General features: G+C 73.4%; 22 protein-coding genes. 12 read left to right on the top strand and 10 right to left on the bottom strand.

The genetic code is table 11. The features are described from left to right. Positions 1 to 66: 66 nt before the first annotated feature. Positions 67 to 2,103, top strand: coding sequence for a Stk1 family PASTA domain-containing Ser/Thr kinase (pknB, locus tag AB4Y76_RS07525; protein ID WP_441923741.1), 2,037 nt, complete (start codon positions 67 to 69; stop codon positions 2,101 to 2,103). Between the two features lie 37 nt (positions 2,104 to 2,140). Here pknB and AB4Y76_RS07530 read toward each other — a convergent pair whose 3' ends face one another. Further along, positions 2,141 to 3,610 carry an MFS transporter gene (locus AB4Y76_RS07530; RefSeq protein ID WP_441923743.1) on the bottom strand — a complete coding sequence of 490 codons (1,470 nt, stop codon included), beginning with the start codon at positions 3,608 to 3,610 and terminating at the stop codon, positions 2,141 to 2,143. A 123-nt stretch (positions 3,611 to 3,733) separates the two neighbouring features. Between AB4Y76_RS07530 and AB4Y76_RS07535 the strand changes: the two genes are divergently transcribed. From AB4Y76_RS07535 to AB4Y76_RS07545, 3 genes are read left to right on the top strand one after another with little or no spacing between them, the layout of a single operon-like run. Further along, entirely contained in the window at positions 3,734 to 4,318 is a 585-nt protein-coding gene (locus AB4Y76_RS07535; protein ID WP_441923745.1) for a TetR/AcrR family transcriptional regulator, read from the top strand. Between the two features lie 26 nt (positions 4,319 to 4,344). Then, positions 4,345 to 5,220 (top strand): deoxyribonuclease IV, encoded by an 876-nt coding sequence (locus AB4Y76_RS07540; RefSeq protein ID WP_441923747.1) that lies wholly within the window; start codon positions 4,345 to 4,347, stop codon positions 5,218 to 5,220. Further along, positions 5,217 to 6,143 (top strand): DMT family transporter, encoded by a 927-nt coding sequence (locus tag AB4Y76_RS07545; protein WP_441923749.1) that lies wholly within the window; start codon positions 5,217 to 5,219, stop codon positions 6,141 to 6,143. Before AB4Y76_RS07540 ends, AB4Y76_RS07545 begins: the two co-directional genes overlap by 4 nt. A gap of 5 nt (positions 6,144 to 6,148) precedes the next feature. Here AB4Y76_RS07545 and AB4Y76_RS07550 read toward each other — a convergent pair whose 3' ends face one another. Both AB4Y76_RS07550 and AB4Y76_RS07555 read right to left on the bottom strand, forming a co-directional pair. Continuing rightward, complete coding sequence (locus AB4Y76_RS07550; RefSeq protein WP_441923751.1) at positions 6,149 to 7,216, bottom strand: S-adenosylmethionine:tRNA ribosyltransferase-isomerase; 1,068 nt, start codon at positions 7,214 to 7,216, stop codon at positions 6,149 to 6,151. Beyond that, complete coding sequence (locus AB4Y76_RS07555; RefSeq protein WP_441923753.1) at positions 7,213 to 8,004, bottom strand: SDR family NAD(P)-dependent oxidoreductase; 792 nt, start codon at positions 8,002 to 8,004, stop codon at positions 7,213 to 7,215. Before AB4Y76_RS07555 ends, AB4Y76_RS07550 begins: the two co-directional genes overlap by 4 nt. A gap of 62 nt (positions 8,005 to 8,066) precedes the next feature. Here AB4Y76_RS07555 and soxR point away from each other — a divergent pair, with 62 nt between their 5' ends. The 4 genes from soxR to aroF all read left to right on the top strand — a co-directional run bounded on the left by soxR (position 8,067) and on the right by aroF (position 10,677). Beyond that, positions 8,067 to 8,564, top strand: coding sequence for a redox-sensitive transcriptional activator SoxR (soxR, locus tag AB4Y76_RS07560; protein WP_441923754.1), 498 nt, complete (start codon positions 8,067 to 8,069; stop codon positions 8,562 to 8,564). A gap of 49 nt (positions 8,565 to 8,613) precedes the next feature. Next, the gene (locus tag AB4Y76_RS07565; RefSeq protein ID WP_441923756.1) at positions 8,614 to 9,081 is read left to right on the top strand and encodes a DUF4190 domain-containing protein; all 468 of its coding nucleotides are present in this window, start codon (positions 8,614 to 8,616) and stop codon (positions 9,079 to 9,081) included. 49 nt (positions 9,082 to 9,130) lie between these two features. Then, the gene (locus tag AB4Y76_RS07570) at positions 9,131 to 9,550 is read left to right on the top strand and encodes a DUF4190 domain-containing protein (RefSeq protein ID WP_441923758.1); all 420 of its coding nucleotides are present in this window, start codon (positions 9,131 to 9,133) and stop codon (positions 9,548 to 9,550) included. Positions 9,551 to 9,630: 80 nt separating this feature from the next. Continuing rightward, complete coding sequence (gene aroF, locus AB4Y76_RS07575; protein WP_441923760.1) at positions 9,631 to 10,677, top strand: 3-deoxy-7-phosphoheptulonate synthase; 1,047 nt, start codon at positions 9,631 to 9,633, stop codon at positions 10,675 to 10,677. Between the two features lie 86 nt (positions 10,678 to 10,763). Here aroF and AB4Y76_RS07580 read toward each other — a convergent pair whose 3' ends face one another. Genes AB4Y76_RS07580 through AB4Y76_RS07590 form a run of 3 tightly spaced genes read right to left on the bottom strand, consistent with a single transcriptional unit; the run spans position 10,764 to position 13,459 of the window. Continuing rightward, positions 10,764 to 11,042, bottom strand: a complete 279-nt coding sequence (locus AB4Y76_RS07580) for a hypothetical protein (RefSeq protein ID WP_441923762.1) — start codon at positions 11,040 to 11,042, stop codon at positions 10,764 to 10,766. Positions 11,043 to 11,096: 54 nt separating this feature from the next. Next, on the bottom strand, positions 11,097 to 12,110 hold the full coding sequence (locus AB4Y76_RS07585) for a threonine aldolase family protein (protein ID WP_441923763.1): 1,014 nt from the start codon (positions 12,108 to 12,110) through the stop codon (positions 11,097 to 11,099). Then, on the bottom strand, positions 12,107 to 13,459 hold the full coding sequence (locus tag AB4Y76_RS07590; RefSeq protein ID WP_441923765.1) for a class II 3-deoxy-7-phosphoheptulonate synthase: 1,353 nt from the start codon (positions 13,457 to 13,459) through the stop codon (positions 12,107 to 12,109). Before AB4Y76_RS07590 ends, AB4Y76_RS07585 begins: the two co-directional genes overlap by 4 nt. 75 nt (positions 13,460 to 13,534) lie before the next feature. Between AB4Y76_RS07590 and AB4Y76_RS07595 the strand changes: the two genes are divergently transcribed. Next, on the top strand, positions 13,535 to 14,464 hold the full coding sequence (locus tag AB4Y76_RS07595) for a quinone oxidoreductase family protein (protein WP_441923767.1): 930 nt from the start codon (positions 13,535 to 13,537) through the stop codon (positions 14,462 to 14,464). Positions 14,465 to 14,468: 4 nt separating this feature from the next. On the opposite strand, the gene AB4Y76_RS07600 is transcribed toward AB4Y76_RS07595, so the two are convergent. Both AB4Y76_RS07600 and AB4Y76_RS07605 read right to left on the bottom strand, forming a co-directional pair. Then, positions 14,469 to 15,917, bottom strand: coding sequence for an APC family permease (locus AB4Y76_RS07600; RefSeq protein ID WP_441923769.1), 1,449 nt, complete (start codon positions 15,915 to 15,917; stop codon positions 14,469 to 14,471). 69 nt (positions 15,918 to 15,986) lie between these two features. Further along, complete coding sequence (locus tag AB4Y76_RS07605) at positions 15,987 to 17,015, bottom strand: 6-phosphofructokinase (protein ID WP_441923771.1); 1,029 nt, start codon at positions 17,013 to 17,015, stop codon at positions 15,987 to 15,989. Between the two features lie 107 nt (positions 17,016 to 17,122). Between AB4Y76_RS07605 and AB4Y76_RS07610 the strand changes: the two genes are divergently transcribed. Together AB4Y76_RS07610 and glpK are read left to right on the top strand one after the other, a co-directional pair. Beyond that, positions 17,123 to 17,968, top strand: coding sequence for a DUF1028 domain-containing protein (locus AB4Y76_RS07610; RefSeq protein ID WP_441923773.1), 846 nt, complete (start codon positions 17,123 to 17,125; stop codon positions 17,966 to 17,968). Positions 17,969 to 18,007: 39 nt separating this feature from the next. Then, on the top strand, positions 18,008 to 19,492 hold the full coding sequence (gene glpK / locus AB4Y76_RS07615) for a glycerol kinase GlpK (RefSeq protein WP_441923774.1): 1,485 nt from the start codon (positions 18,008 to 18,010) through the stop codon (positions 19,490 to 19,492). A 4-nt stretch (positions 19,493 to 19,496) separates the two neighbouring features. On the opposite strand, the gene AB4Y76_RS07620 is transcribed toward glpK, so the two are convergent. Continuing rightward, positions 19,497 to 20,387 carry a hypothetical protein gene (locus AB4Y76_RS07620; RefSeq protein ID WP_441923776.1) on the bottom strand — a complete coding sequence of 297 codons (891 nt, stop codon included), beginning with the start codon at positions 20,385 to 20,387 and terminating at the stop codon, positions 19,497 to 19,499. Then, the gene (locus tag AB4Y76_RS07625) at positions 20,371 to 20,829 is read right to left on the bottom strand and encodes a CinA family protein (RefSeq protein WP_441923778.1); all 459 of its coding nucleotides are present in this window, start codon (positions 20,827 to 20,829) and stop codon (positions 20,371 to 20,373) included. Before AB4Y76_RS07625 ends, AB4Y76_RS07620 begins: the two co-directional genes overlap by 17 nt. A 41-nt stretch (positions 20,830 to 20,870) precedes the next feature. Here AB4Y76_RS07625 and AB4Y76_RS07630 point away from each other — a divergent pair, with 41 nt between their 5' ends. Next, positions 20,871 to 22,685, top strand: a complete 1,815-nt coding sequence (locus AB4Y76_RS07630) for a glycoside hydrolase family 15 protein (RefSeq protein ID WP_441923780.1) — start codon at positions 20,871 to 20,873, stop codon at positions 22,683 to 22,685. Positions 22,686 to 22,751 lie beyond the last annotated feature (66 nt).

Consider the following 22,751-nt stretch of genomic DNA (forward strand, 5'->3'; position numbering starts at 1 on the left):
TCGGGGATCCCGCACCGTAAACTCGTCGCCTGACCGGGCTTCCCCACCGGTCTCTTGGAGGATGCAGTGGAGCGCACGGACACGGGTCGCGTCGACGACCCGCTGATCGGCCGCATCCTCGACGGCCGGTACCAGGTGGGCGAGAAGGTCGCCCGCGGCGGGATGGCCACCGTCTACCAGGCGCGCGACCTGCGGCTGGACCGCACCGTCGCGGTCAAGGTGATGCACGAGGGTCTCGGCGACGACCCGGAGTTCGTGGCCCGCTTCGAGCGCGAGGCGCGCTCGGCGGCCCGGCTGTCGCACCACAACGTGGTCGCGGTGTTCGACCAGGGCGAGGACCGCGGCACGCTGTTCCTGGTCATGGAGTACGTCCCCGGCCTGACCCTGCGCGACCTCATCCGCAAGGAGGCGCCGCTCAGCCCGGGACGCGCGCTGGCGGTGGTCGAGCCCGTGCTCGCGGCGCTGGCGGCCGCGCACGGCGCCGGGATGATCCACCGCGACATGAAGCCCGAGAACGTCCTGCTCGCCACGGACCTCGATTCCGGGGCGGGCCGGGTCAAGGTCGCCGACTTCGGGCTCGCCCGCGCGGTGAACGCCGAGACCCAGCACACCGCGACCGGCGGCGTCCTGATCGGCACCGTCTCCTACCTGTCCCCCGAGCTCGTCGTGGACGGCAAGGCCGACGCCCGCTCCGACGTGTACGCCGTCGGGATCATGCTCTACGAGATGCTCACCGGCGAGAAGCCGCACCAGGCGGACTCCCCGATCCAGGTGGCCTACAAGCACGTGCACGAGGACGTGCCGCCGCCGTCGCAGCGGGTCCCCGGCCTGCCGCCGTACGTCGACGCGCTGGTCGCCCGCGCCACCGCCCGCGACCGCGACCTGCGTCCCTCCGACGCCCGGGTCCTGCTGCACCAGGTGCGCCGGGTCCGGCAGGCGCTCGACCACGGCATCGTCGACGACCCGGAGCTGACCGCCGACCTGGCGCCGCGCGCGCTGGTCCCGGCGGCGGACCGGACCGACGAGCTCGACCTGGCACCGGTGCGCGACGAGGTGTACTCGCCGCCGGAGTTCCTCTTCGACTCCGACGATCTCGACATGACCACCGCGGTCCCGGTGCCGCCTCCGGTCCCGGTGACCCGGACCGCGGCCGCACCGCCGCGGCGCCCGATCCCGCCGCCGGCGTTGGGCGAGCCCGGCCCGGTCTACCGCGAGCGGCGGTCCCGGCGCGGTCTGGTGCTGCTGATCGGCGTGCTGCTCGCCGCCCTGCTCGTCGGTCTCGGCGGCTGGTACCTCGGCGTCGCCCGCTACACGACGACGCCGGCGGTCATCAACCTGACCCAGGCGGCGGCGAAGGCCAAGGTGGAGAAGGCGGGCCTGTCCTTCGACACCGGGAGGCCGGCGTACTCGGAGACGGTCGCGAAGGGCTCGGTCATCCGCACCGACCCGTCGCCCGGCGACCGGGTCGCGAAGGACGGCACCGTCACCGCGACGATCTCGCTCGGCCCGGAGCGGCACGAGGTGCCGACGGTCCGCGGCCGCACACCCGCCGAGGCGCAGGCGATGCTGGACGAGGCCTCGCTCACGGTCGGCAGCACCGTGCCGCAGTACAACGAGACGATCCCGGCCGGGAAGGTCGTCGGCACCGACCCGCGTGCCGGGACGCCGCTGAAGCGCGATGCCGCGGTGAACGTCATCGTCAGCAAGGGCAAGCGCCCGGTCAGGATCGCCGACTGGACCGGGAAGCGGGCCGACAACGCGCAGAGCCACCTGGAGGACGCCGGCTTCAAGGTGAGCCGGCAGACCCAGTTCAGCGACACGGTGCCGAAGGGCCGGGTCATCTCGCAGAGCCCGAATTCCGGGACCGGCTTCAAGGGCGACACGATCACGCTGGTCGTCTCCCAGGGCCCCGAGCTGGTCACGATCCCCCGCCTGCGCGGGTCGCGCACCAACGACGCGAAGAAGGAGCTCGAGGCGCTCGGCTTCCAGGTGAAGGTCGAGCACAGCGTGCTCTTCGTCGGTGCGCAGTACGTCGTCGGGGTGACCCCCGGCGAGGGCCAGGCGGTCCCGAAGGGCAGCCTCGTCGTGCTGTCCGTCGTCTGACCGACCGGCCCGTCGCCGGGGACCTCCAGGGCTCGGCTCAGCCCTCCTCGGGGCGCCGGATCACGAAGGTCACCAGCGCGAGGGTGACCACGAGCATCAGCGTCGCCGCCTCGAACGCGGCGTGCGCGCCGGAGAGGAACGTCTGGTGCGCGCGAGCGACCTGGTCCAGCGCGGGCGCCAGGTCGACTGCCCGGCTGGCGTGGCCGGAGACGGTGACCAGCCCGGCGAGACCGAGCGCCGAGCCGAGCTGCTGGGCGACGTTGACCAGGCCCGAGGCGGCACCCGCCTCGCCCGGGGCGACGTCGTGCAGCGCGGACGCGGTCAGCGGCACGAACGCGAGCCCGTTGCCGAGACCGAGCAGCACCAGCGCGACCAGCACGTCGGCGTACCCGCTGTGCAGGTCGAGCCGGGTGAGCCAGACCAGCGAGGCCAGGGTGAGGGCGGCGCCGGTGATCATCACCGCACGCTCCCCGAACCGCTCGACCAGGACCCGGGAGCTGGCCTGCGAGGCCACGAAGACGCCGGCGGTCATCGGCAGGAAGGCGAGCCCGGCCTGCACCGGGCTGAAGCCGAGGACGTCCTGGAGGTACTGGGTGAGGAAGAAGAACGCCCCCATGGCACCGGCGATCAGGAACATCCGGGCGAGGAGCGCGCCGCTGCGCACCCGGTTGGCGAACAGGCCCAGCGGCGTGATCGGCTCGTCCGCCCGGCGCTCGACCGCGACGAACGCAACCAGGAGCGCGACGCCGCCGAGGACCGAGGTCAGGGTGACCGGGTCGCCCCAGCCGGCCGAGGCCGCGTGCACGAACCCGTAGACGAGCGCGGAGACGCCGGCCGTGGACGTGACCGCGCCGGCCAGGTCGAAGCGGCCGTGGCGCCGCGGCGTGTGCGGGACGGCGAGCCAGGCGATGGCCGCGACCAGGATCCCGATCGGGACGTTGACGAGCATCACCCAGCGCCAGGAGGCGTACTCGGTGAGGATGCCGCCGACGACCAGGCCGAAGGAGACGCCGCCGACGGAGACGGCGGTGTAGAGGCCGAGGGCGCGGACCCGCTCGCGACCCTCGGGGAACATCGTGGTCAGCAGCGAGAGCGAGGCCGGTGCCGCGAAGGCGGCGCCGATGCCCTGGACCACGCGGGAGACGACCAGGGCGGCTCCGGTGGTGGCGAACCCGCCGGCGAGCGAGGCCAGGGTGAACAGCGCGATGCCGGCCAGGAACGTCGGCCGGCGGCCGAGGAGGTCACCGGTGCGGGCCCCGAGCAGGAGCAGGCCGCCGAAGGCGAGGCTGTAGCCGTTCAGCACCCAGGAGAGGCCGGTCGGGGTGAAGCCGAGCGCGCCCTGCATCGCGGGCAGGGCGACGTTCACGATGCTCATGTCGAGCACGACCATCAGCTGGGCGATCAGGATCGTGGCGAGGATCAGGCCACGGCGCTGCGGGATCCCGGGGGTCTCCGGCGCAGCGGTCAGGGTGGTCGCCGGGGTGTCGGCGATAAGTTGGTCGGACACGGAGAGTCTCCGTTCAGGCTGGCTGCAACCAGCCGGTCGAGGTAATATGTGGAGGGCGCCTCCACTTAATATACGGAGGCACCCTCCGGTTATGCAAGGTCATTTCGCGAAAGGGCACGGACGATGGCTGCTGGGACGACGGACGGGGGCCCCGCGCGGGCGCCCAAGCTCCGCGCCGACGCCGCCCGCAACCGCGCCAAGCTGGTCGCGACCGCCCGCGAGGTCTTCACCGCCCAGGGCGGCGACGCCTCGCTCGAGCAGATCGCCAAGGCCGCCGGCGTCGGCATCGGCACCCTGTACCGGCACTTCCCCACCCGGCTGGAGCTCCTCGAAGCGGTCTACCGCGACGAGGTCGACGTCCTGCGCGAGACCGCCGAGAAGGTCGTCCCCAACCACCCGCCCGCCGAGGCGCTGGAGCTGTGGCTGGTCGCCTTCGTCGACTACGCCGCCACCAAGCGGCACATCTTCACCGAGCTCGTCGAGGCCGTCGGCCGCGAGTCCGAGCTGATGTCGCACTCCCGCGCCGTCATCTACGACACCGCCGAGGCGCTCGTCTCCGCCGCCCAGCTGGCCGGCGAGATCCGCCCCGACGTCACCTCCGCCGACGTCCTGCGCCTGGTCGGCGGCTGCACGATGATGCCGAACTTCGACCGCGAGCAGACCCAGCGGATCCTGCGCGTGGTGATGGACGGCCTCAAGGTCGGCTGACCCGCGGCGCCACGTACCCTGGCCCGATGCGCTCGGCTGCTTCCTCCGTCCCGTCCCGTCCGGTCGGCACCCACGTCAAGGTCGGAAAAGGGCTCGTCGAGGGAGCGCTCGCGACGGCCGACGAGCTCGGCGCCGAGACGATCCAGATCTTCGCCGGCAACCCGCGCGGCTGGGCGCACAGCCCCGGCGACCCGGCCAAGGACCGCGCGTTCCGGGAGGCCTGCGAGGCCCGCGGGATGCGCACGTTCGTGCACGCGCCGTACCTGGTGAACCTGGGCAGCCCGACCCCGGCGACCTTCGAGAAGTCGGTCGCCAGCGTGGCCCACAACCTCGCCCGGGCGGCGAGCACCGGCGCCGAGGGCGTCGTCGTGCACACCGGCTCGTGCGTGGACGAAGGCGCCTTTGACTCGGCTCTGCGCCAGGTCCGGGAGGGCCTGCTGCCGGTGCTCGACGTCCTCGACGACGCCGCGCCCTGGCTGCTGCTCGAGCCGACCGCCGGCCAGGGCCGGTCGTTGTGCGCAGGCGTCGACGACCTCGGGCCGTACCTGGACGCGCTCGACCGGCACCCGAAGGTCGGCATCTGCCTGGACACCTGTCACGTCTTCGCCGCCGGCGCCCCGCTCGACGAGCCCGGCGGCGCGGCCGCCACCCTCGACCGGCTGGTCGAGATCGCCGGCGAGGGCCGGCTTCGGCTGGTGCACGCCAACGACTCGATGGACGTGCGCGGCTCGTTCCGCGACCGCCACGAGCGGATCGGCGACGGCCACATCGGGCAGGACGCGTTCACGGAACTGTTCGCGCACCCGGCCACCGACGGGGTCCCGTTCATCCTGGAGACCCCCGGTTCGGGCGACGTCACCGGCGGCTGCCTGCCGCTGCTGAAGAAGCTGCGCGACGCGTGAGCGGCACGGCCCCGACCTCGGCCCCGACCTCAGCGCAGGAGCGCCGGCTGGCGCTGCTGGCCACCCTCACCCTGCTGGCGATGACCGCCTGCTGGGGAAGCACCTTCTACCTGATCCACGACCTGGTCGAACGCGTCCCGGTGGTCGACTTCCTGGCCGTCCGGTTCACGATCGCCAGCGCCGCGATGGTCCTGCTCGCCCCGCGCGCGATCGGGCGGCTCTCCCCCGAGGTCCGCAAGCACGCTCTCGTGCTGGGCTGCCTGTACGGCGTCGCCCAGATCCTGCAGACGGCCGGCCTCGCGCACACCCCGGCGAGCGTCTCCGGCTTCATCACCGGGATGTACGTCGTGTTCACCCCGTTCCTCGCCGCCGCGATCCTGCACACCCGGATCACCCGGAGCACCTGGATCGCGGTGCTGCTCGCGGTCGCCGGGCTCGCCGTCCTGACCCTGAACGGCCTCAGCGCCGGGTACGGCGAGGCGCTCACCCTGGTCGCCGCCGGGCTCTACGCGCTGCACATCGTCGGACTCGGCGCCTGGTCCTCCCCCGCCGACGCGATCGGGATGGCGATCCTGCAGTGCCTGGTGATCGCGGCCATCTGCCTGGTCGCCGCCGTGCCGGGCGGGATCACGCTGCCGGACACCACCTCGGACTGGCTCGCGGTGATCTACATGGCGCTCTTCGCCGGGGCTGCGGCGCTGCTCGGGCAGACCTGGGCCCAGGCGCACCTGCCCCCGACCCGCAGCGCGATCATCATGAGCATGGAGCCGGTGTTCGCCGCCTTCTTCGCCGTCGTGCTCGGTGGCGAGTCGATGACCCTGCGGATGCTCGCCGGCGGCGCGATGGTGCTCGGCGCGATGCTCCTCGTGGAGCTCGCCCCGCGCCGGAAGATCGAGGGCGAAGTCACGCACATCGCCGTCTGACCGCCTCACGGCAGCAGCAGGGCGCTGTCGCCGAACTCGTGCCACAGGTAGCCGCCGGCGACCGCGGCGTCGTACGCCGCCTGGCTGAGCGCGGGCCCGGCGACCGCCTCGACCAGGAGCAGGTGCGAGGCCTGCGGGTCGTGCCAGCCGGTGACCAGGCCGTCGACCACCCGCGGCGGGGCCGCCGGGGTGACCACGCGCCCGGTCCAGCCGGAGCTCGCGACCACCCGGCCATCGGTGCCGGCTCCCGGGCCGACCGCCGACTCCAGCGCCCGGGTGACCGTGGTGCCGACCGCGACGACCCGGCCGCCGCCGGCCCGGACCGCGTTGACCAGCCGCGCCGTGCTCTCCGGCACCGCGAACCGCTCGGCCTGCGGCGCCTCGCCGGCCTCCTGCGAGGAGACCCCGGTGTGCAGCGTGACCGGGGCGATCGTGACGCCGCGGGCCACCAGGTCGGTGATCACGCGCGGCGTGAACGGGCGCGCCGCGGACGGCATCTCCGCGCTGCCCGGGCGGGTGCCGAAGACGGTCTGGTAGGCGCTCAGCGGGTAGCGCCGCGGCAGGTACCCGTAGGCGATCGGCCGTCCGTGCGCGACCAGGTGCGCATCCAGCGGGCCGTCCACCGACGCGCGCCAGAGCCGGTTGCCGCGGCCGGTCGGCGACGACCCGGTCTCCGGGTACGGCGCCCGCAGCTCCAGCACGACCGGGCCGGCGACGAACCGGCTCCCGCGGTCGAGGTCGAGGACCGCGCGGGCGGCGTACGGGGCGGTGCGGACCTCGACGACCCAGCTGCCGTCCTCCAGCGGTGCCGCCAGGTGCACCACCACGGGTCCGGCCGGGCCGGCGGCGTCGAGCTCGGCGGCGACGGTGGCGGAGTCGTTGACGACGAGGAGGTCGCCGGCGCGGAGGTGGTCGGCGAGGTGCCGGAACTCGGTGTGCTCGATGCCCTCGGAGGACGCCACCAGGAGCCGGACGCCGTCCCGCTCCAGGCCGCGCGCCTCGGCGGGCGCGGGCGCGGTGGCGTCCCCCGGTTCCGGGAACCGGGTGCTCGGCTGCTCGGTGAGGACGGTCATCGGGCCCCCGCCCCGACGGCGCCGGAGAGGGCGCCAGAGACGGCGCCAGAGACGGCGCCAGAGACGGCGACTGGGACGTCCGCGGCCCGGTAGCGACCGGAGGCCGGCCGGCCGGCGATCAGCGCCAGGAGGTGCGGGACCACGGACTCCGGCTCCGGCCGGTCGGAGAGGTCCTCGCCCGGGAAGGCGTCCGCCTGCATCTGCGTGCGCATGTCCCCCGGGTCGACCGCGTACGCCGTGATCGCGTCGTTCTCGGCCGCAAAGGTGAGCACCAGGTGGTCCAGGCCAGCCTTCGAGGCGCCGTACAGGCCCCAGCCCGCGTAGTGCGCGACGGCGGCGTCCGAGGAGATCCCGACCAGGATCCCGCGGGCGGCCACCAGGTCGTCGAGGAGCTGGGTGGTGAGGACGAGCGGTGCGCCGAGGTTGGAGCGCCAGACGTGCTGGAGGTCGTCGACGGTGACGTCGGCGAGCCGCGGCAACCGGGTCGGTCCCCCGACCGGGCCGAGCGTGCCGGCGTTGTGGACGAGCAGGTCGAGAGCGCCGTACTGCCGCACGGCCGCGACGAGCTCGGAGCGGTGCTCGGCGTCGGTGACGTCGCCGAGGACCGGGTGGATCCCGGGCCGGTCGGCCGCGGCGGCGAGCCGGGTGTCGTCGCGGCCGTCGACGACGACCGTCCAGCCGGCGTCGGCGAGGGCGAGGGCGAGGGCGCGGCCGAGACCGGCCGACCCTCCGGTGACGAGTGCGACGGGCATGTCCTTCTCCTTGATCGAGGCGTGTGGTGGTGCCATCCTTCAAGTTAAAGTGAACTTGAGGTCAAGACTCTTTCCCGAAGTCCTCCGAGGAGAACCCGATGGACACCCACGACGTCCTCACCGTGAGCGAAGTGGCGCGCCGCAGCGGCTTCGCTGCCTCGGCGCTGCGCTACTACGAGGACCAGGGGCTGATCCACGCCCGCCGCAGCAGCGGCGGCCAGCGGCGCTACGAGCGCGGCGTGCTGCGCCGCCTCGCCTTCATCCGTGCGGCCGGCAACATCGGCCTGACGCTCGGCGAGATCCGGGCCGAGCTCGATACCCTCCCCCGCTCCCGCACCCCCACGAAGGCCGACTGGCAGCGGATCTCCCGGCACTGGCGCACCCGCCTCGACGACCGGATCAGCGCGCTCGAACGGCTCCGCGACGGCCTCGACAGCTGCATCGGCTGCGGCTGCCTCTCGCTGCAGCGCTGCGCGATCAGCAACCCCGGCGACGTGGCCGCCGGATCCGGCGAGGCCCCCGGGGCGGCGTACCTGCCGGCCGGCCTGCGCAGGGTCCAGCCGGGCGAGCGCGGCCCGGGTCGTTCCGGTCGGTGACCCGGGGCACCCGGACTGCGATACTCGGGCCATCGACCAGGGAGGCACGATGACCGAGCAACCGCCGTTCGACCCGAACGCCGCGGGCCAGCAGGCGCAGCAGCAAGCGCAGCAGCAGCCGCAGCAGCCGCAGGGACAACCGGTGCCGCCGCAGGGCTGGACGCCGCCGCCGGGCTACGGCTACCCCGCGCCGACCGCACCGACGCCGGGGTCGGCCACCTCCGCGCTGATCCTCGGCATCCTGAGCCTGATCATGTGCGGCCTCTTCACCGGCATCCCGGCGATCTTCGTCGGCCGCAACGCGATCCGGGAGATCGACGCGTCCAACGGCCAGCTCGGCGGTCGATCCACCGCGAACGCCGGCTACATCCTCGGTATCGTCGGCACGGCGATCTCCGCGATCGGGATCGTGCTGTTCGGGGTCCTGCTCGTGTTCGGCCTGATCTTCGCGAGCAACATCGACAACTGCACCTTCACCGACAACGGCGACAACAGCAGCAGCCTGCACTGCGACTGAGACCCCCGCACCGCCCCGACATTCTCCCGACCCGAGAGCGAGTCCCCCCATGACCGAGCAGCAGCCGCCGTCCTTCGACCCGAACCAGGGCCAGCCCGGCCAGCCCCAGGGTCAGCCCCAGGGTCAGCCCCAGTGGGGTGCGCCGCAGGGCCAGCCGCCGTACGGCCAGGCGCCGTACGGGCAGCCGGGCTACGGCTACGCGCCGCCGCAGGCGCCGAGGACCCCGGGCTCGGCGATCACGGCGCTGATCCTCGGCATCGTGAGCCTGGTCTTCTGCGGCCTCATCGCCGGCATCCCGGCCATCTTCGTGGGCCGCAACGCGATGCGCGAGATCGACGCGTCCGGCGGTCAGCTCAGCGGGCGCGGGATGGCGCAGGCGGGGTTCATCCTCGGCATCGTCGGAACGGCGCTGTCGCTGCTCGGAATCTTCTTCTTCGTCATCGCGCTGTCGATGAGAGGGACCAGCTGACCATCCGGACGACCCACGCCGGCCGTCTCGCCTGCCGGGACCGCCGTCCGGACTACGGACGTCGCGCCTAGCCTTCGTCCATGGTTGTGGTGATGGCCCCGGATGCCACTGACGAACAGATCGCCCACGTCACCGAGCGTGTCGAAGGTGTCGGCGGACAGGCGTTCGTCAGCCGTGGCGTCGTCCGCACGATCATCGGCCTGGTCGGCGACATCGAGTCCTTCCACGGCCTGAACCTGCGCAGCATGGCCGGCGTCGCCGACGTGCACCGCATCTCCGACCCGTTCAAGCTCGTCAGCCGGCAGCACCACGCCGACCGCTCGACGGTCTGGGTCGGCCCGGCCGGCAAGCAGGTCCCGATCGGTCCCGAGACGTTCACCTTCATCGCCGGCCCCTGCGCCGTCGAGACCGCGCCGCAGACCCTCGAGGCCGCGGAGATGGCAAAGGCCGCCGGCGCGACGCTGCTGCGCGGCGGCGCCTACAAGCCGCGCACCTCGCCGTACGCCTTCCAGGGCCTGGGCGTGAAGGGCCTGGAGATCCTCGCCGACGTCCGCGAGACCACCGGGCTCCCGGTCGTGACCGAGGTCGTCGACGCGCGGGACGTCGCCGTCGTCGCCGAGCACGCCGACATGCTCCAGATCGGCACCCGGAACATGGCCAACTTCGGCCTGCTCCAGGCCGTCGGCGAGGCCGGCAAGCCGGTCCTCCTCAAGCGCGGCATGACCGCGACCATCGAGGAGTGGCTGATGGCCGCCGAGTACATCGCCCAGCGCGGCAACCTCGACGTGGTCCTCTGCGAGCGCGGCATCCGGACCTTCGAGCCGGCCACCCGCAACACCCTGGACATCTCGGCCGTCCCCGTGGTGCAGGCGAAGAGCCACCTGCCGATCATCGTCGACCCGTCGCACGCCGGCGGTCGCAAGGACCTGGTGGTCCCCCTGTCCCGCGCCGCGATCGGCGTCGGCGCCGACGGCGTCATCGTCGACGTCCACCCGGACCCCGAGCACGCCCTCTGCGACGGCCCGCAAGCCCTCCTCGGCAACGAGCTCCGCGCCCTCGCCCAGGCGGTACGCCAGATGCCGCCGGTGGTGGGCCGGGTGGACGCGAGCGAGCGGGTCCGCGCGTAGCGGGCGGTTTCCCAAGGCAAGCCGAGGTTCCGCCAGAACAGCCCGATGCATCGGGCTGAACTGCAGGGAACGGGCTGGAAGCCGGGTCAGTGACCGCGGTTGCAGGTGGTCGCCGGTACGACGACGCGGACGGTCATCGCCGTCCCCTGCTGCGTACGACGCGCAGCCCGCGGTGCGACTTTCGGCTGGGCCGACTCCGGCAGCAGCCGGCAGTGCCGGAGCTGCTCGACCGGTCGCACCCCCTGGGCGACCGGTCGAGGGGCGCCGGGTCCGTCCGGGGACCGGGCACCACTGACAGCCCCGGCCGTCGGCACCGCGGCGAGTGCGAGAACGCACCCGAGGGCGCCGGCTGACCGGATGATCATGCCGGTCCGATCGGCGGGCAGCCCGCGGACCTGAGGCGTTCGGGCGAGGACCTCTCAGCCCAGGAGTGAGCCCAGCACCTTCGCCGCCGTCTCCGCGTCCTCGCGGGTGACGTCGAGGTGGGTGAGGAGCCGGACCCGGCGCGGGCCGACGGCGCCGACCCGGATGCCGTGGTCGGCTGCCGCGGCGACGAAGTCGGGGGCCGAACCGACGTCGATGACGACGATGTTGGTGGGCACGTTCGCGGGGTCGACTCCGCAGGCCTCGGCGATCAGGCGGGCGTGCTCGTGGTCCTCGGCCATCCGCTCGACGTGGTGGTCGAGGGCRTGCAGGCCGGCGGCGGCGAGGATGCCGACCTGGCGCATGCCGCCGCCGAGGCGCTTGCGGCGTACCCGGGCCTCGGCGACCGCGTCCGCGGAGCCGACCATGAGCGAGCCGACCGGGGCGCCGAGCCCCTTCGACAGGCAGACGGCGAGCACGTCCGCGACCGCGCCGTACGCCGCCAGCGGCGTCCCGGTGGCCACGTGCGCGTTCCAGATCCGGGCGCCGTCGAGGTGCACGGCGATGCCCACGTCGGAGGCCCAGGCGCGCAGCGCCCGCAGGTCCTCCAGCGGCAGCACCGCGCCGCCGGCGAAGTTGTGGGTGTTCTCGACCGAGACGGCGGTGGTGCGGACGAAGTACATCCCCATGTCGGGGGCGTACATCTCCTGGATCGTCGGCAGGTCGATCTGCCCGTCGGGGTGGACCCAGGTCCGGCTGGTGATCCCGGTCAGCGCGCCGTGCGCACCGAGCTCGGCGCGGACGATGTGCGCCCGTGACTCGCAGAGGACCTCCTGGCCGGGCGCGACCACCGACGCGACGGCGAGCACGTTCGCCATCGACCCGGTCGGGGTGAACAGCGCGGCCTCCTTGCCGAACAGAGCGGCGACGCGCTCCTCCAGCACGGCGACGGTCGGGTCCTCGCCGTAGACGTCGTCACCGACCTCGGCCTCGGCCATGGCGCGGCGCATCGCCGCGGTGGGCTTGGTGAGCGTGTCCGAACGGAGGTCGATCACCGCGCCGGCGCTCATGCCTTGCGAAGCATCTCGGCGACCAGGAACGCGAGTTCCAGCGACTGCACCCGGTTCAGGCGCGGGTCGCAGACCGACTCGTAGCGCTCGGCCAGGCCGGTCTCGTCCAGCTCCTCGCCACCGCCGACGCACTCGGTGACGTCGTCACCGGTGAGCTCGACGTGGACGCCGCCGGGCCAGGTGCCGAGGGCGCGGTGCACGTCGAAGAAGCCCTGGACCTCGGCGATGACGTCGTCGAAGCGGCGGGTCTTGTAACCCGAGGACGCCTCGTAGGTGTTGCCGTGCATCGGGTCGCAGACCCAGGCGACCTGGACCCCGGCGGCCTCGACCTTCTCCACCAGCGGCGGCAGGTGGTCGCGGATCTTGCCCGCGCCCATCCGGGTGATGAAGGTGAGCCGGCCGGGCTCGTTGTCGGGGCTGAGCCGCTCGGCCAGCGCGATCGCGTCGTCGGCGCTGGTGGTGGGGCCCAGCTTCACGCCGATCGGGTTGCGGATCCGGCTGAGCAGGTCGACGTGCGCGCCGTCGAGCTGGCGGGTCCGCTCGCCGATCCAGACGAAGTGGCTGGAGACGTCGTACGGCAGCTCGGTGCGCGAGTCGATCCGGGTCATCGCGTGCTCGTACTCGAGGACGAGCGCCTCGTGGCTGGAGTGCATCTCGACGCGGTGGAACTCGTCGGGGTCGGCGCCGATCGCCTTCATGAAGGTGAGCGCGCGGTCGATCTCGTTCGCCATCGCCTCGTACCGGCTGCCCACGGCGGAGCCGAGCACGAAGTCGGTGTTCCAGGCGTGCACCTGGCGCAGGTCGGCGTAGCCGCCGGTGGTGAACGCGCGCACGAGGTTCAGGGTGCTGGCGGACGCGTGGTAGACGTCGACGAGCCGCTGCGGGTCGGGGATCCGGGAGGCCTCGGTGAAGTCGAAGCCGTTGACCGCGTCGCCCCGGTACGCCGGCAGCGTGATCTTCTCGCCGTCGACGACGCGGGTCTCCCAGTCCGAGGACCGGGGCTTGGCGTACTGGCCGGCGAACCGGCCGAGCTTCACGACCGGCACCGACGCGGCGTAGGTGAGCACGACGGCCATCTGCAGCAGCACGCGCAGCTTGTTGCGCACGTTCTCGGCGGTCACGCCCTCGAAGGTCTCCGCGCAGTCGCCGCCCTGGAGCAGGAACGACTCGCCGCGGCTGACCGCGGCCAGCTTGTCCTTGAGCTTGTCGCACTCCCCCGCGAACACCAGCGGCGGGTAGGAGCGCAGCTTGGCGACGGCGGCGTCGACCGCGGCGGGGTCCGGGTACGACGGCTGCTGGGCGGCGCCCGTCGCGTGCAGCTCGGCCAGGGTGGGGATCGTGTCGCTCACCGGGCAAGCCTACGTCGCCGGGCCCCCGGGCCGCCCCTCCGGGACCGGGCGGGCGGCGATCGTAGGATCGGGCACATGACGACGGTGGTGCGCGCGACGGCCTACGGCGGTCCCGAGGTCCTGTCCCTCGACGAGGTCCCGACGCCGGTGCCGGCACCGGACCAGGTGCTGGTCTCGGTCCGCGCGGCGGGGGTGAACCAGGCGGACGTGAAGGTCTACGCGGGCATCTGGGGCACCGATCCCGATGCCCTGCCGATGCCGTTGGGCTTCGAGGTCAGCGGGGTGGTGACGGCGGTCGGCGCGGACGTGACCGGGGTCGCCGTCGGCGACGAGGTGATCGCGCACCCGGTCAAGGGCGGCTACGCCTCCGAGGTGCTCGCCCCGGCCGGCTCCCTGACCGCGAAGCCGGCCGGTCTCGGCTGGGCCGAGGCCAGCGGGCTGATGCTCACCGGCAAGGCCGCGGCGCACGCGGTCACCGCGGCCGGGGTGTCCGAGGGCGACACCGTCCTGGTGCACGGCGCGGCGGGCGGCGTCGGCCTGATCGCGGTGCAGCTGGCCACCCTGCGCGGCGCCCGCGTGATCGGCACCGCGGCGCCGGAGCAGCACGCCCTGCTCGCCGAGCTCGGCGCCGTCGGGGTCAGCTACGGCGACGGCCTGCTGGAGCGGGTCACCGACCTGGCTCCCGAGGGCGTCGACGCGGCGCTCGACCTCGCCGGCACCGACGAGGCGCTGGACGTGTCCCTCGCGCTGGTCGGGGACCGTGCGCGGATCGCGACGATCGCGAACTTCGACCGCGGCCCGCAGGAAGGGATCCGCGTCCTCGGGGTCGGCGGCGAGCCCGGCACGGAGATCCGGGCAGCGGCCGGGCCCGAGCTCGCCCGGCTGGCCGCCGACGGCGAGCTGCGGCTGTTCGTCGAGGCGACGTTCCCGCTCACCGAGGTGGTCGCGGCCCACGAGCTGCTCGCCAGCAGGCGGGCGACCGGGAAGATCGTGCTGCTGCCGTAGGACCTCAGTCGTCGGCCAGGTGCTCGACGTCGCTGAACTCGCTGGTCCCGCCGCTCGCCCGGTTGACCGCCCAGGTGATCAGCCAGAGCACGATCCCGACCGCGAGCAGGCCGGCGGCGATCTTGTACTGGATCCGGTCCTCCTCCAGCCGCGCCCACGGGCCGAGCAGGTACAGGCAGGCGACGGCACCGGCCACCGGGAGCGCGGTGGGTGCCCGGAAGCCGCCCGGGATCGCGGGGTCCCGGCGCAGCACCAGCACCGCGACGTTCACCACCGAGAAGACGGCGAGCAGCAGCAGCGCCGTGGTCCCGGAGAGCGCGGCGACCACGGTGTTGTCCGAGGCCAGCCGGACCAGCACGATCAGGCCGAGTGCGAGCGCCGTGGTGAAGATGATCGCCGTCACCGGCGAGCGGCGTACCGGCAGCACCTGACCCAGGCCGCGCGGCAGCACGCCCTGGTTGGCCATCCCGTAGACGAGCCGGCTCGCCATCAGCATGTTGATCAGCGCGGTGTTGGCGACCGCGAAGACGGTCATGAACGGGAAGATCTTGTCGATCGGCACGTCCGGCGCGCCGACCCGTACGACGTCGAGCAGGATCCCGGCCTCCGGGTTCTTCGGCGTCACGATCTGCCCGGCGGGGACCACCGCGACCACCGAGACCGCGACCAGCATGTAGATCACCACCGCGATCCCGAGCCCGGTGAACATCGCCCGCGGGAAGATCCGCTGCGGGTCCTTGGTCTCCTCGACCATGTTCACCGAGTCCTCGAACCCGACCATCGAGAAGAACGCGATCGCGGTCGCGACCGTGACCGCCGCGAACAGGCCCTTGTCCTGGGGGCTCTCGAAGACGGTGACCCGGCTCAGGTCGCCGTCCCCGCGGGCGACAGTGGCGAAGCCGATCGCGATCACGATCGCCAGCGCGGCCATCTCGACCAGGGTGAGCACGACGTTGAACTTCACGCTCTCGCCGACACCACGGAGGTTGACCAGCGCGAGCAGCAGCATGAACCCGAGCGCGACCACGAGCGTCGCGGTGTCCCCGGTCGGCACCGCGTCGGCCAGCTCGTCGAGGCCGATCAGCAGGTTGCTGGCCAGCAGTCCCGAGGAGGTGGCCGCGCTGGTGATGCCCGAGCAGACCACGGTGAAGGCGACCAGGAAGGTCACGAAGTGCACGCCGAACGCCTGGTGCGTGTAGAGCGCGGCACCGGCGGCCTGCGGGTACTTCGCGACCAGCTCGAGGTAGGAACAGGCCGTCAGCGCCGCGACCGCGAAGGCGACCAGGAAGGGCAGCCAGGCGATGCCGCCGACCTGGCCGGCGAGCCGGCCGGTGACCGCGTAGACGCCGGCCCCGAGGATGTCGCCGACGATGAACAGGAGCAGGAGCCCCGGCCCCATCACGCGCTTCAGGTCGGTCCGGGTCCCGTTGACGTCCTGCTCGGTCAGCGACATGCCCCCAGGTCTACCCCGCCGCCGCGCACATCAAGCATGAGGGTCGTCAGGCGCCGCGGACGACGACGCTCAGCCGAAGAAGACTTCGGCCTCGGCGTACTGCTCGGGCTGCACGACCTTCAGCTCGCCGGTGCCCTCGATCAGCGGCACCCGCACGATGTCGGTGCCGCGCAGCGCCATCATGGTGCCGAAGTCGCCGTCGTGGACGGCCCCGATCGCCTGCAGCCCGAACCGGGTCGCGAGCCAGCGGTCGAACGCGGTCGGCGTGCCGCCGCGCTGGACGTGGCCGAGCACCACGGCACGGGCCTCCTTGCCTGTCCGGGTCTCGATCTCGTTGGCGAGGAGCTCGCCGATGCCGCCGAGCCGGACGTGCCCGAAGGCGTCCTTCTCGCCGGTGAGCAGGGTCATCCCGCTGCCGTCGGCCGGGACCGCGCCCTCGGAGACGACCATGATCACGGCGTACTTGGTCTCGAACCGGGTCTCGACGTACTTGCAGACCTGCTCGATGTCGAAGGGGCGCTCCGGGATCAGCACGACGTTGGCGCCGCCGGCGATCCCGGCGTGCAGCGCGATCCAGCCGGCGTGCCGTCCCATCACCTCGACGACGAGGACGCGGTGGTGCGACTCGGCCGTGGTGTGCAGCCGGTCGATGGCCTCCATGGCGATGTTGACCGCGGTGTCGAAGCCGAAGGTGAAGTCGGTTCCGGAGAGGTCGTTGTCGATGGTCTTCGGGACGCCGACCACGTTGACGCCGAGGTCGTGCAGCTTCGTCGCCACGCCCAGGGTGTCCTCGCCGCCGATCGCGATCAGCGCGTCGACGCCGGCCGCGGCCAGGTTGGCCTTGATCTGCTCGACACCGCCGTCGACCTTGAACGGGTTCGTCCGCGACGACCCCAGGATGGTGCCGCCGCGCGGCAGGATGCCGCGGACCTGGTCGACGCCGAGAGGCATCGTCAGCCCTTCGAGCGGGCCCTTCCAGCCGTCGCGGAACCCGACGAACTCGTAGCCGTACTCCTTGACACCCTTGCGGACGACAGCCCGGATGACGGCGTTGAGACCAGGACAGTCCCCGCCGCCGGTGAGCACTCCGACGCGCATCTCGACTCCTCCAATTGGAACGTTCAAGTGACGTGAGCCACAGTAGCGACCCCGGCCCTCGGGTGCACGCGAGGAACCCGCCGACGGGCAGGCTCTACAGTCGCGGCATGACCTTCTCCATCGTCGCCCGCTCGTTCGACGGCCCGTACGGCGACCCCGCGTGGGGCGTCGCCGTCGCGTCGAAGTTCCTCGCCGTCGGCAACGCCGTCCCGGCCGCCGTCGCCGGCGTCGGAGCGGTGGCCACCCAGGCCGACGCCAACGTCGCCTGGAAGGGCGTCGGGCTGTCGCTGCTCGACGAGGGAGCCACCGCCGAGGTGGCCCTGCAGCGGATGCTGGAGGAGGACGAGAAGCGCGACCACCGCCAGGTCGGGATCGTCGACGTCGACGGCGGCGCCGCCTCGCACACCGGTGCGGCCTGCCTCGAGTGGGCCGGCGGGGCGACCGGCGAGGGCTTCGCGATCCAGGGCAACATCCTGGCCGGCCCGCAGGTGGTCGAGGCGATGCGCACCGCCTGGGAGGAGTCCGAGGGCGCCCCGCTGGCGCGGCGGCTGCTGGCCGCCCTCGCGGCCGGGGACGCGGCCGGCGGGGACCGGCGCGGCCGGCAGTCCGCCGCCCTGCTCGTGGTCCGCGAGGGGGCCGGGTACGGCGGCGGCGACGACGTCGCGGTCGACCTGCGCGTCGACGACCACACGGCGCCCGTCGACGAGCTCGCCCGGCTGCTCGACCTCAACGACCTCTACCTGACCGCGTCCACCGAGGAGGAGAAGGTCGTCGTCACCCCCGACCTGGAGGCGGAGCTGGAGGAGCGCGCCCGCGCCGCCGGCCACCCCTCGTTCCTGGCCTGGGTCGGGACCGAGAACTACGAGATGCGCGTCGCCGAGGACGCGAGCTGGATCGACGTCCGGGTGCTCGGGATCCTGCGCGGCGAGGACGACGCCGACGGGGACTCCTGAGGGGCGCAATTCCGGCCGTACGGCTGCAAGGATGCGGACATGAGCCCGAAGAGCATCCTGGCCATCGACGCAGGCACCACCGGGGTGACGGCCCTGGTCGTCACCCCTGACGGCGCCATCGCCGCCAAGGGCTACCAGGAGTTCGCGCAGCACTTCCCCCAGCCCGGCTGGGTCGAGCACTCCCCCGAGGAGATCTGGCAGGCGACGCTGGAGTCCGCGCGGGCCGCGCTGAAGGCGTGGTCCGGCACCCCTGCGGACCTCGCCGGCATCGGCATCACCAACCAGCGCGAGACCGTGCTGCTCTGGGACCGCGAGACCCTCGGCTCGCCACGGCGCGCCATCGTCTGGCAGGACCGCCGCACCGCGGACATCTGCACCCGGATGAAGGCCGAGGGGCACGAGGACCGCGTCTCCGAGCTCACCGGCCTGCGCCTGGACCCGTACTTCTCCGGGACCAAGCTCGCCTGGATCGCCGAGCACGAGCCGCACGCCTGGGCGCTCGTCGAGTCCGGCCGGTACGCCGTCGGCACGGTCGACTCCTACCTGGTGGCCCGGATGACCCGCGGCACCTGGCACGTCACCGACGTCTCGAACGCCTCCCGCACGCTGCTGTTCGACCTGGAGCAGGGGGCCTGGTCCCCCGAGCTGTGCGCGCTCTTCGGTGTCCCGGTGGACGCGCTCCCGGAGGTCGTCGACAGCTGGGGCGACCTGGCTCGCACCGACCCGCGCAGCTTCCTGGACCTCGACCTGCCGATCGCCGGGATCGCCGGCGACCAGCAGTCCGCGCTGTTCGGGCAGACCTGCTTCCTGGTGGGCGACTCCAAGTGCACCTACGGCACCGGGTCGTTCATCCTCACCAACACCGGCACCACCGTCGAGCGCTCCGACGCCGGGCTGCTCTCCACGGCCGCCTGGAGGGACCCGTCCGGCGCGGTCACCTACGCGCTGGAGGGCTCGATCTTCGTCACCGGCGCCGCGGTCCAGTGGCTGCGCGACGGACTGCAGATCGTCGACACCGCGGCCGAGACCCAGGCGGTCGCGCAGACCGTCGACTCCACCGAGGGCGTCGTGTTCGTGCCCGCCCTCACCGGCCTCGGCGCCCCGCACTGGGACCCGCACGCCCGCGGCGCCATCCTCGGGCTCACCCGCGGCACCCGGCGCGCGCACATCGTCCGGGCCACCCTGGAGGCGATCACCTACGAGGTCCGCGACGTCATCGACACGATGCCCTCGCTCACCTCCGTCGCCGTCGACGGCGGCGCCGCGGCGAACGACTTCCTCTGCCAGCTCCAGGCCGACCTGCTCGGCGTCCCGGTGGAGCGGCCCCGGATCGTGGAGACGACCGGCCTCGGCGCGGCCTTCATGGCCGGCCTCGGCACGGGCGTCTGGTCCTCGACCGACGAGCTGGAGTCGACCTGGCAGCTCGACCGGGTCTTCCAGCCCGACCCGGCCGCCGCCGAGCGCACCGCGGCGTCGTACGCGCTGTGGAAGAAGGCCGTCGAGCGGGCGAAGGACTGGGCCTAGACCGCTACTCGAACTGCGCCAGCGCCGCCTCGGCGTCGTCGAGCTCGCGGACCGCCTCGGCCACGGCTCCCGTCGCCTCCTGGTGCGACTCCTCGGCCTCCTCGACCTCCTCGTCGACCCGATCGACCTCGTCCTCCAGTCCCGCCAGTCGGCGGCGCAGCTCGTCGATCTCGCCGCCGAGCTGCAGCCGGCGCGCCTGCAGCCGTTCCAGCACCGCGTTCAGGTGCTCGACGGCCTCCTCCGCCGCGGCCCGCGCCACGGTCGCCTGGTGCACCCGGTCCCGGGCCTCGTCGCGCCGGACCGCCTCGTCGCTCACCACCGTCAGGACCGGCGGCCTGTGCTCCGGCGGCGCGACCGCGGCGGCCCGGTGACCGAGCGCCTCCGGCACCGCGCAGACCGCGGCGACGTCGACCGCGGAGAGCCCGGTCGCGGTGAACGCGGTCACCAGCAGGCCGGAACGCACCACGTCGGCCGCGACCGGGTCGAGCATCGCGGCGGTGAGCACCCCCTCGACCTGGTCGGCGACGGCGCTGGTCAACCGGACGTCGTGCTCGCGGGCCAGCGACCGGGCACTGCTGGTCAGCGCCGCGGTGAGCTGGCGGCGCTGCCGGGTGAGGGCGCGCAGCTCCTCGCCGTCCAGTGAGGCCGCCGCGGCGCGGAGCCCCTCGGCGACGGCCAGCACCTGGTCGATCTGGTCTGCCTCCCGGCGGACCAGCAGGTTCACCGCCCAGGCGGCGACCGACGGCTTGCGCAGCGTCTTGATCCGGGCGGCGAGCGCCTTGTCCGCGGTCGCCTTCGCCGCGGCGTCGCGGGACGCGGTGAACGCGCCGGCCGGCTCGCCGTACAGCTCGTCGGCGACGGCGAGCAGGTCGCTGTGGTCAGCCGAGCTCGGCACGCAGCTCCCCGATCGCCGCGGCGCACGCCTGCGCCCGGATCGCGGTCCGGTCGCCGGTGAGCGCGAGCCGGTGCACCTGCACGCCGAGGGGGCCGGCGACGCCGACGTACACGGTGCCGACCGGGCGGTCGTCCTGCTTCTCCGGCCCGGCGACCCCGGTCGTCGAGACGGCCCAGTCCGCGCCGAGCAGCTTGCGCACCCCGGTCGCCATCTGCGCCGCGCAGTCGGCCGAGACCACCTGGGCCGCGGTGACGCCGAGCAGGTCGCGCTTGACCTCGGTCGCGTAGCTGACCACGCCGCCGAGGAACGTCGCCGAGGCGCCGGGCGTGCCGCTCAGCAGGTCGGCCAGCCCGCCGCCGGTCAGCGACTCGGCGCAGGCGACGGTCTCCCCCCGGGCGAGCAGGCCGCGGTGTAGCGCCGCGGCGAGGTCGTGCGTGTCCACACGCTGAGGCTAGGGCATGGCCATGCCCTAGTGTCTTCTCGATGCCGCTGCCCATCGAGGACTACGCCGCCGTCGGTGACCGCCACACGGTCGCCCTGGTCGGCCGCGACGGCTCGGTGGACTGGCTCTGCCTCCCGCGCTACGACTCCGCCGCCTGCTTCAGCGCCCTGCTCGGCGACGAGGACGGCAGCCGGTGGCTGCTCGGCCCCGACCCGGACCTGGCCGGCGAGGTCACCACCCGGCGGCGCTACCTCGGCAGCAGCACGGTGCTCGAGACGACGTACACGACCGCCGACGGCGAGGTCCGGGTGACCGACGTGATGCCCGCGGGCGACCGCCGGGCCGACCTGGTCCGCCGGATCGAGGGGGTCCGCGGCGCGGTGCCGTTCCGGCACGAGTACGTCATCCGCTTCGACTACGGCGAGATCCGGCCCTGGGTGCACCGCGAGGAACGCGACGACGGCCAGGTGATCGTCGCGGTCGCCGGACCGGACAAGGTGGTGCTCGCCGGACCGCGGCTGCCACGGCGGGGCCGGGGCCGGCACGAGGACGCGTTCACCGTCTCCGCGGGCGAGCGCCTCGACTTCACCCTGACCTGGATCCCGTCCCACCGGGACGTGCCGGACCCGCTGCCGGTCGACGAGCGGCTGGCGAGCACCCTGGCCCAGCACCAGGCGTGGGCCGACGAGTACGAGGAGAGCGGCCCGTACGCCGACGCCGTGGTGCGCAGCCTGGTGACGTTGCGCGGCCTGACCCACGAGGACACCGGGGGCATCGTGGCCGCGGCGACCACCTCGCTGCCCGAGGACTTCGGCGGCGAGCGGAACTGGGACTACCGCTACTCCTGGCTCCGCGACGCCGCCCTCGCGGTCGAGGCGATGACCGGCTCGTCCCGGCCGGACCGGGCGGCGACCTGGCGGGACTGGCTGCTGCGCGCGGTCGCCGGCGACCCGGAGGACCTGCAGATCATGTACACCGTCGACGGCGGCCGGCACCTGCCCGAGGTCGAGCTGACCCACCTCGCCGGGTACGCCGGGTCGCGCCCGGTCCGGATCGGCAACGGCGCCGTCGACCAGCGCCAGACCGACGTGGTCGGCGAGGTGATGGCGGCACTCGCGAGCGCCCGGGACGCCGGGCTCTCCGAGACCACCGAGAGCTGGAGCCTGCAGCGGTCGCTGATGACCGGCCTGGCCGGGACCTGGGACCTGCCCGACCACGGGATCTGGGAGATCCGCGGACCGCTGCAGCACTTCACCCACAGCCGGATCATGGTCTGGGTCGCGTTCGACCGGGCGGTCCGCGCGGTCGAAGCGCACGGCCTGCCCGGGCCGGTCGAGGAGTGGCGCGCCCTGCGCGAGCAGGTCCGCGCCGAGATCCTCGAGCAGGGCGTGAGCCCGGTGACCGGCGGCTTCCGGCAGCACTACGGCACCGAGGAGGCCGACGCGTCGCTGCTGCTCGCCTCCGCGGTCGGCTTCGTCGCCGGCGACGACCCGGTGATGCTGGCGACGATCGCGGCGGTCGAGCGCGACCTGATGCCGGACGGCCTGGTCCTGCGGTACCGGACCGCGACCGGCGTCGACGGCCTGGCCGGGGCCGAGAACCCCTTCCTGGCGTGCTCTTTCTGGCTCGTCGAGGCCTACGCGCTCGCCGGGCGGAGGGCGGACGCCCACGCCCTGATGGAGCGGTTGCTGGCGTTGCGCAACGACGTCGGGCTGCTCTCCGAGGAGTACGACGTCGCCCGCGGCCGGATGGCCGGGAACTTCCCGCAGGCGCTCTCCCACCTGGCGCTGGTCCAGGCGGCCCGCGCGCTGGCGGCCGCCGACGACGGCCAGCCGGTCCAGCGGCTGCGGGGCTGACCGGTCCCCCGGGGACCTTGGTCCCCACCTCGGTACCCGAGAGGACAAATCGGGCATAACGGTCTA

The sequence above is a fragment of the Marmoricola sp. RAF53 genome (assembly GCF_052114005.1).
Taxonomy (GTDB): domain Bacteria; phylum Actinomycetota; class Actinomycetes; order Propionibacteriales; family Nocardioidaceae; genus Marmoricola.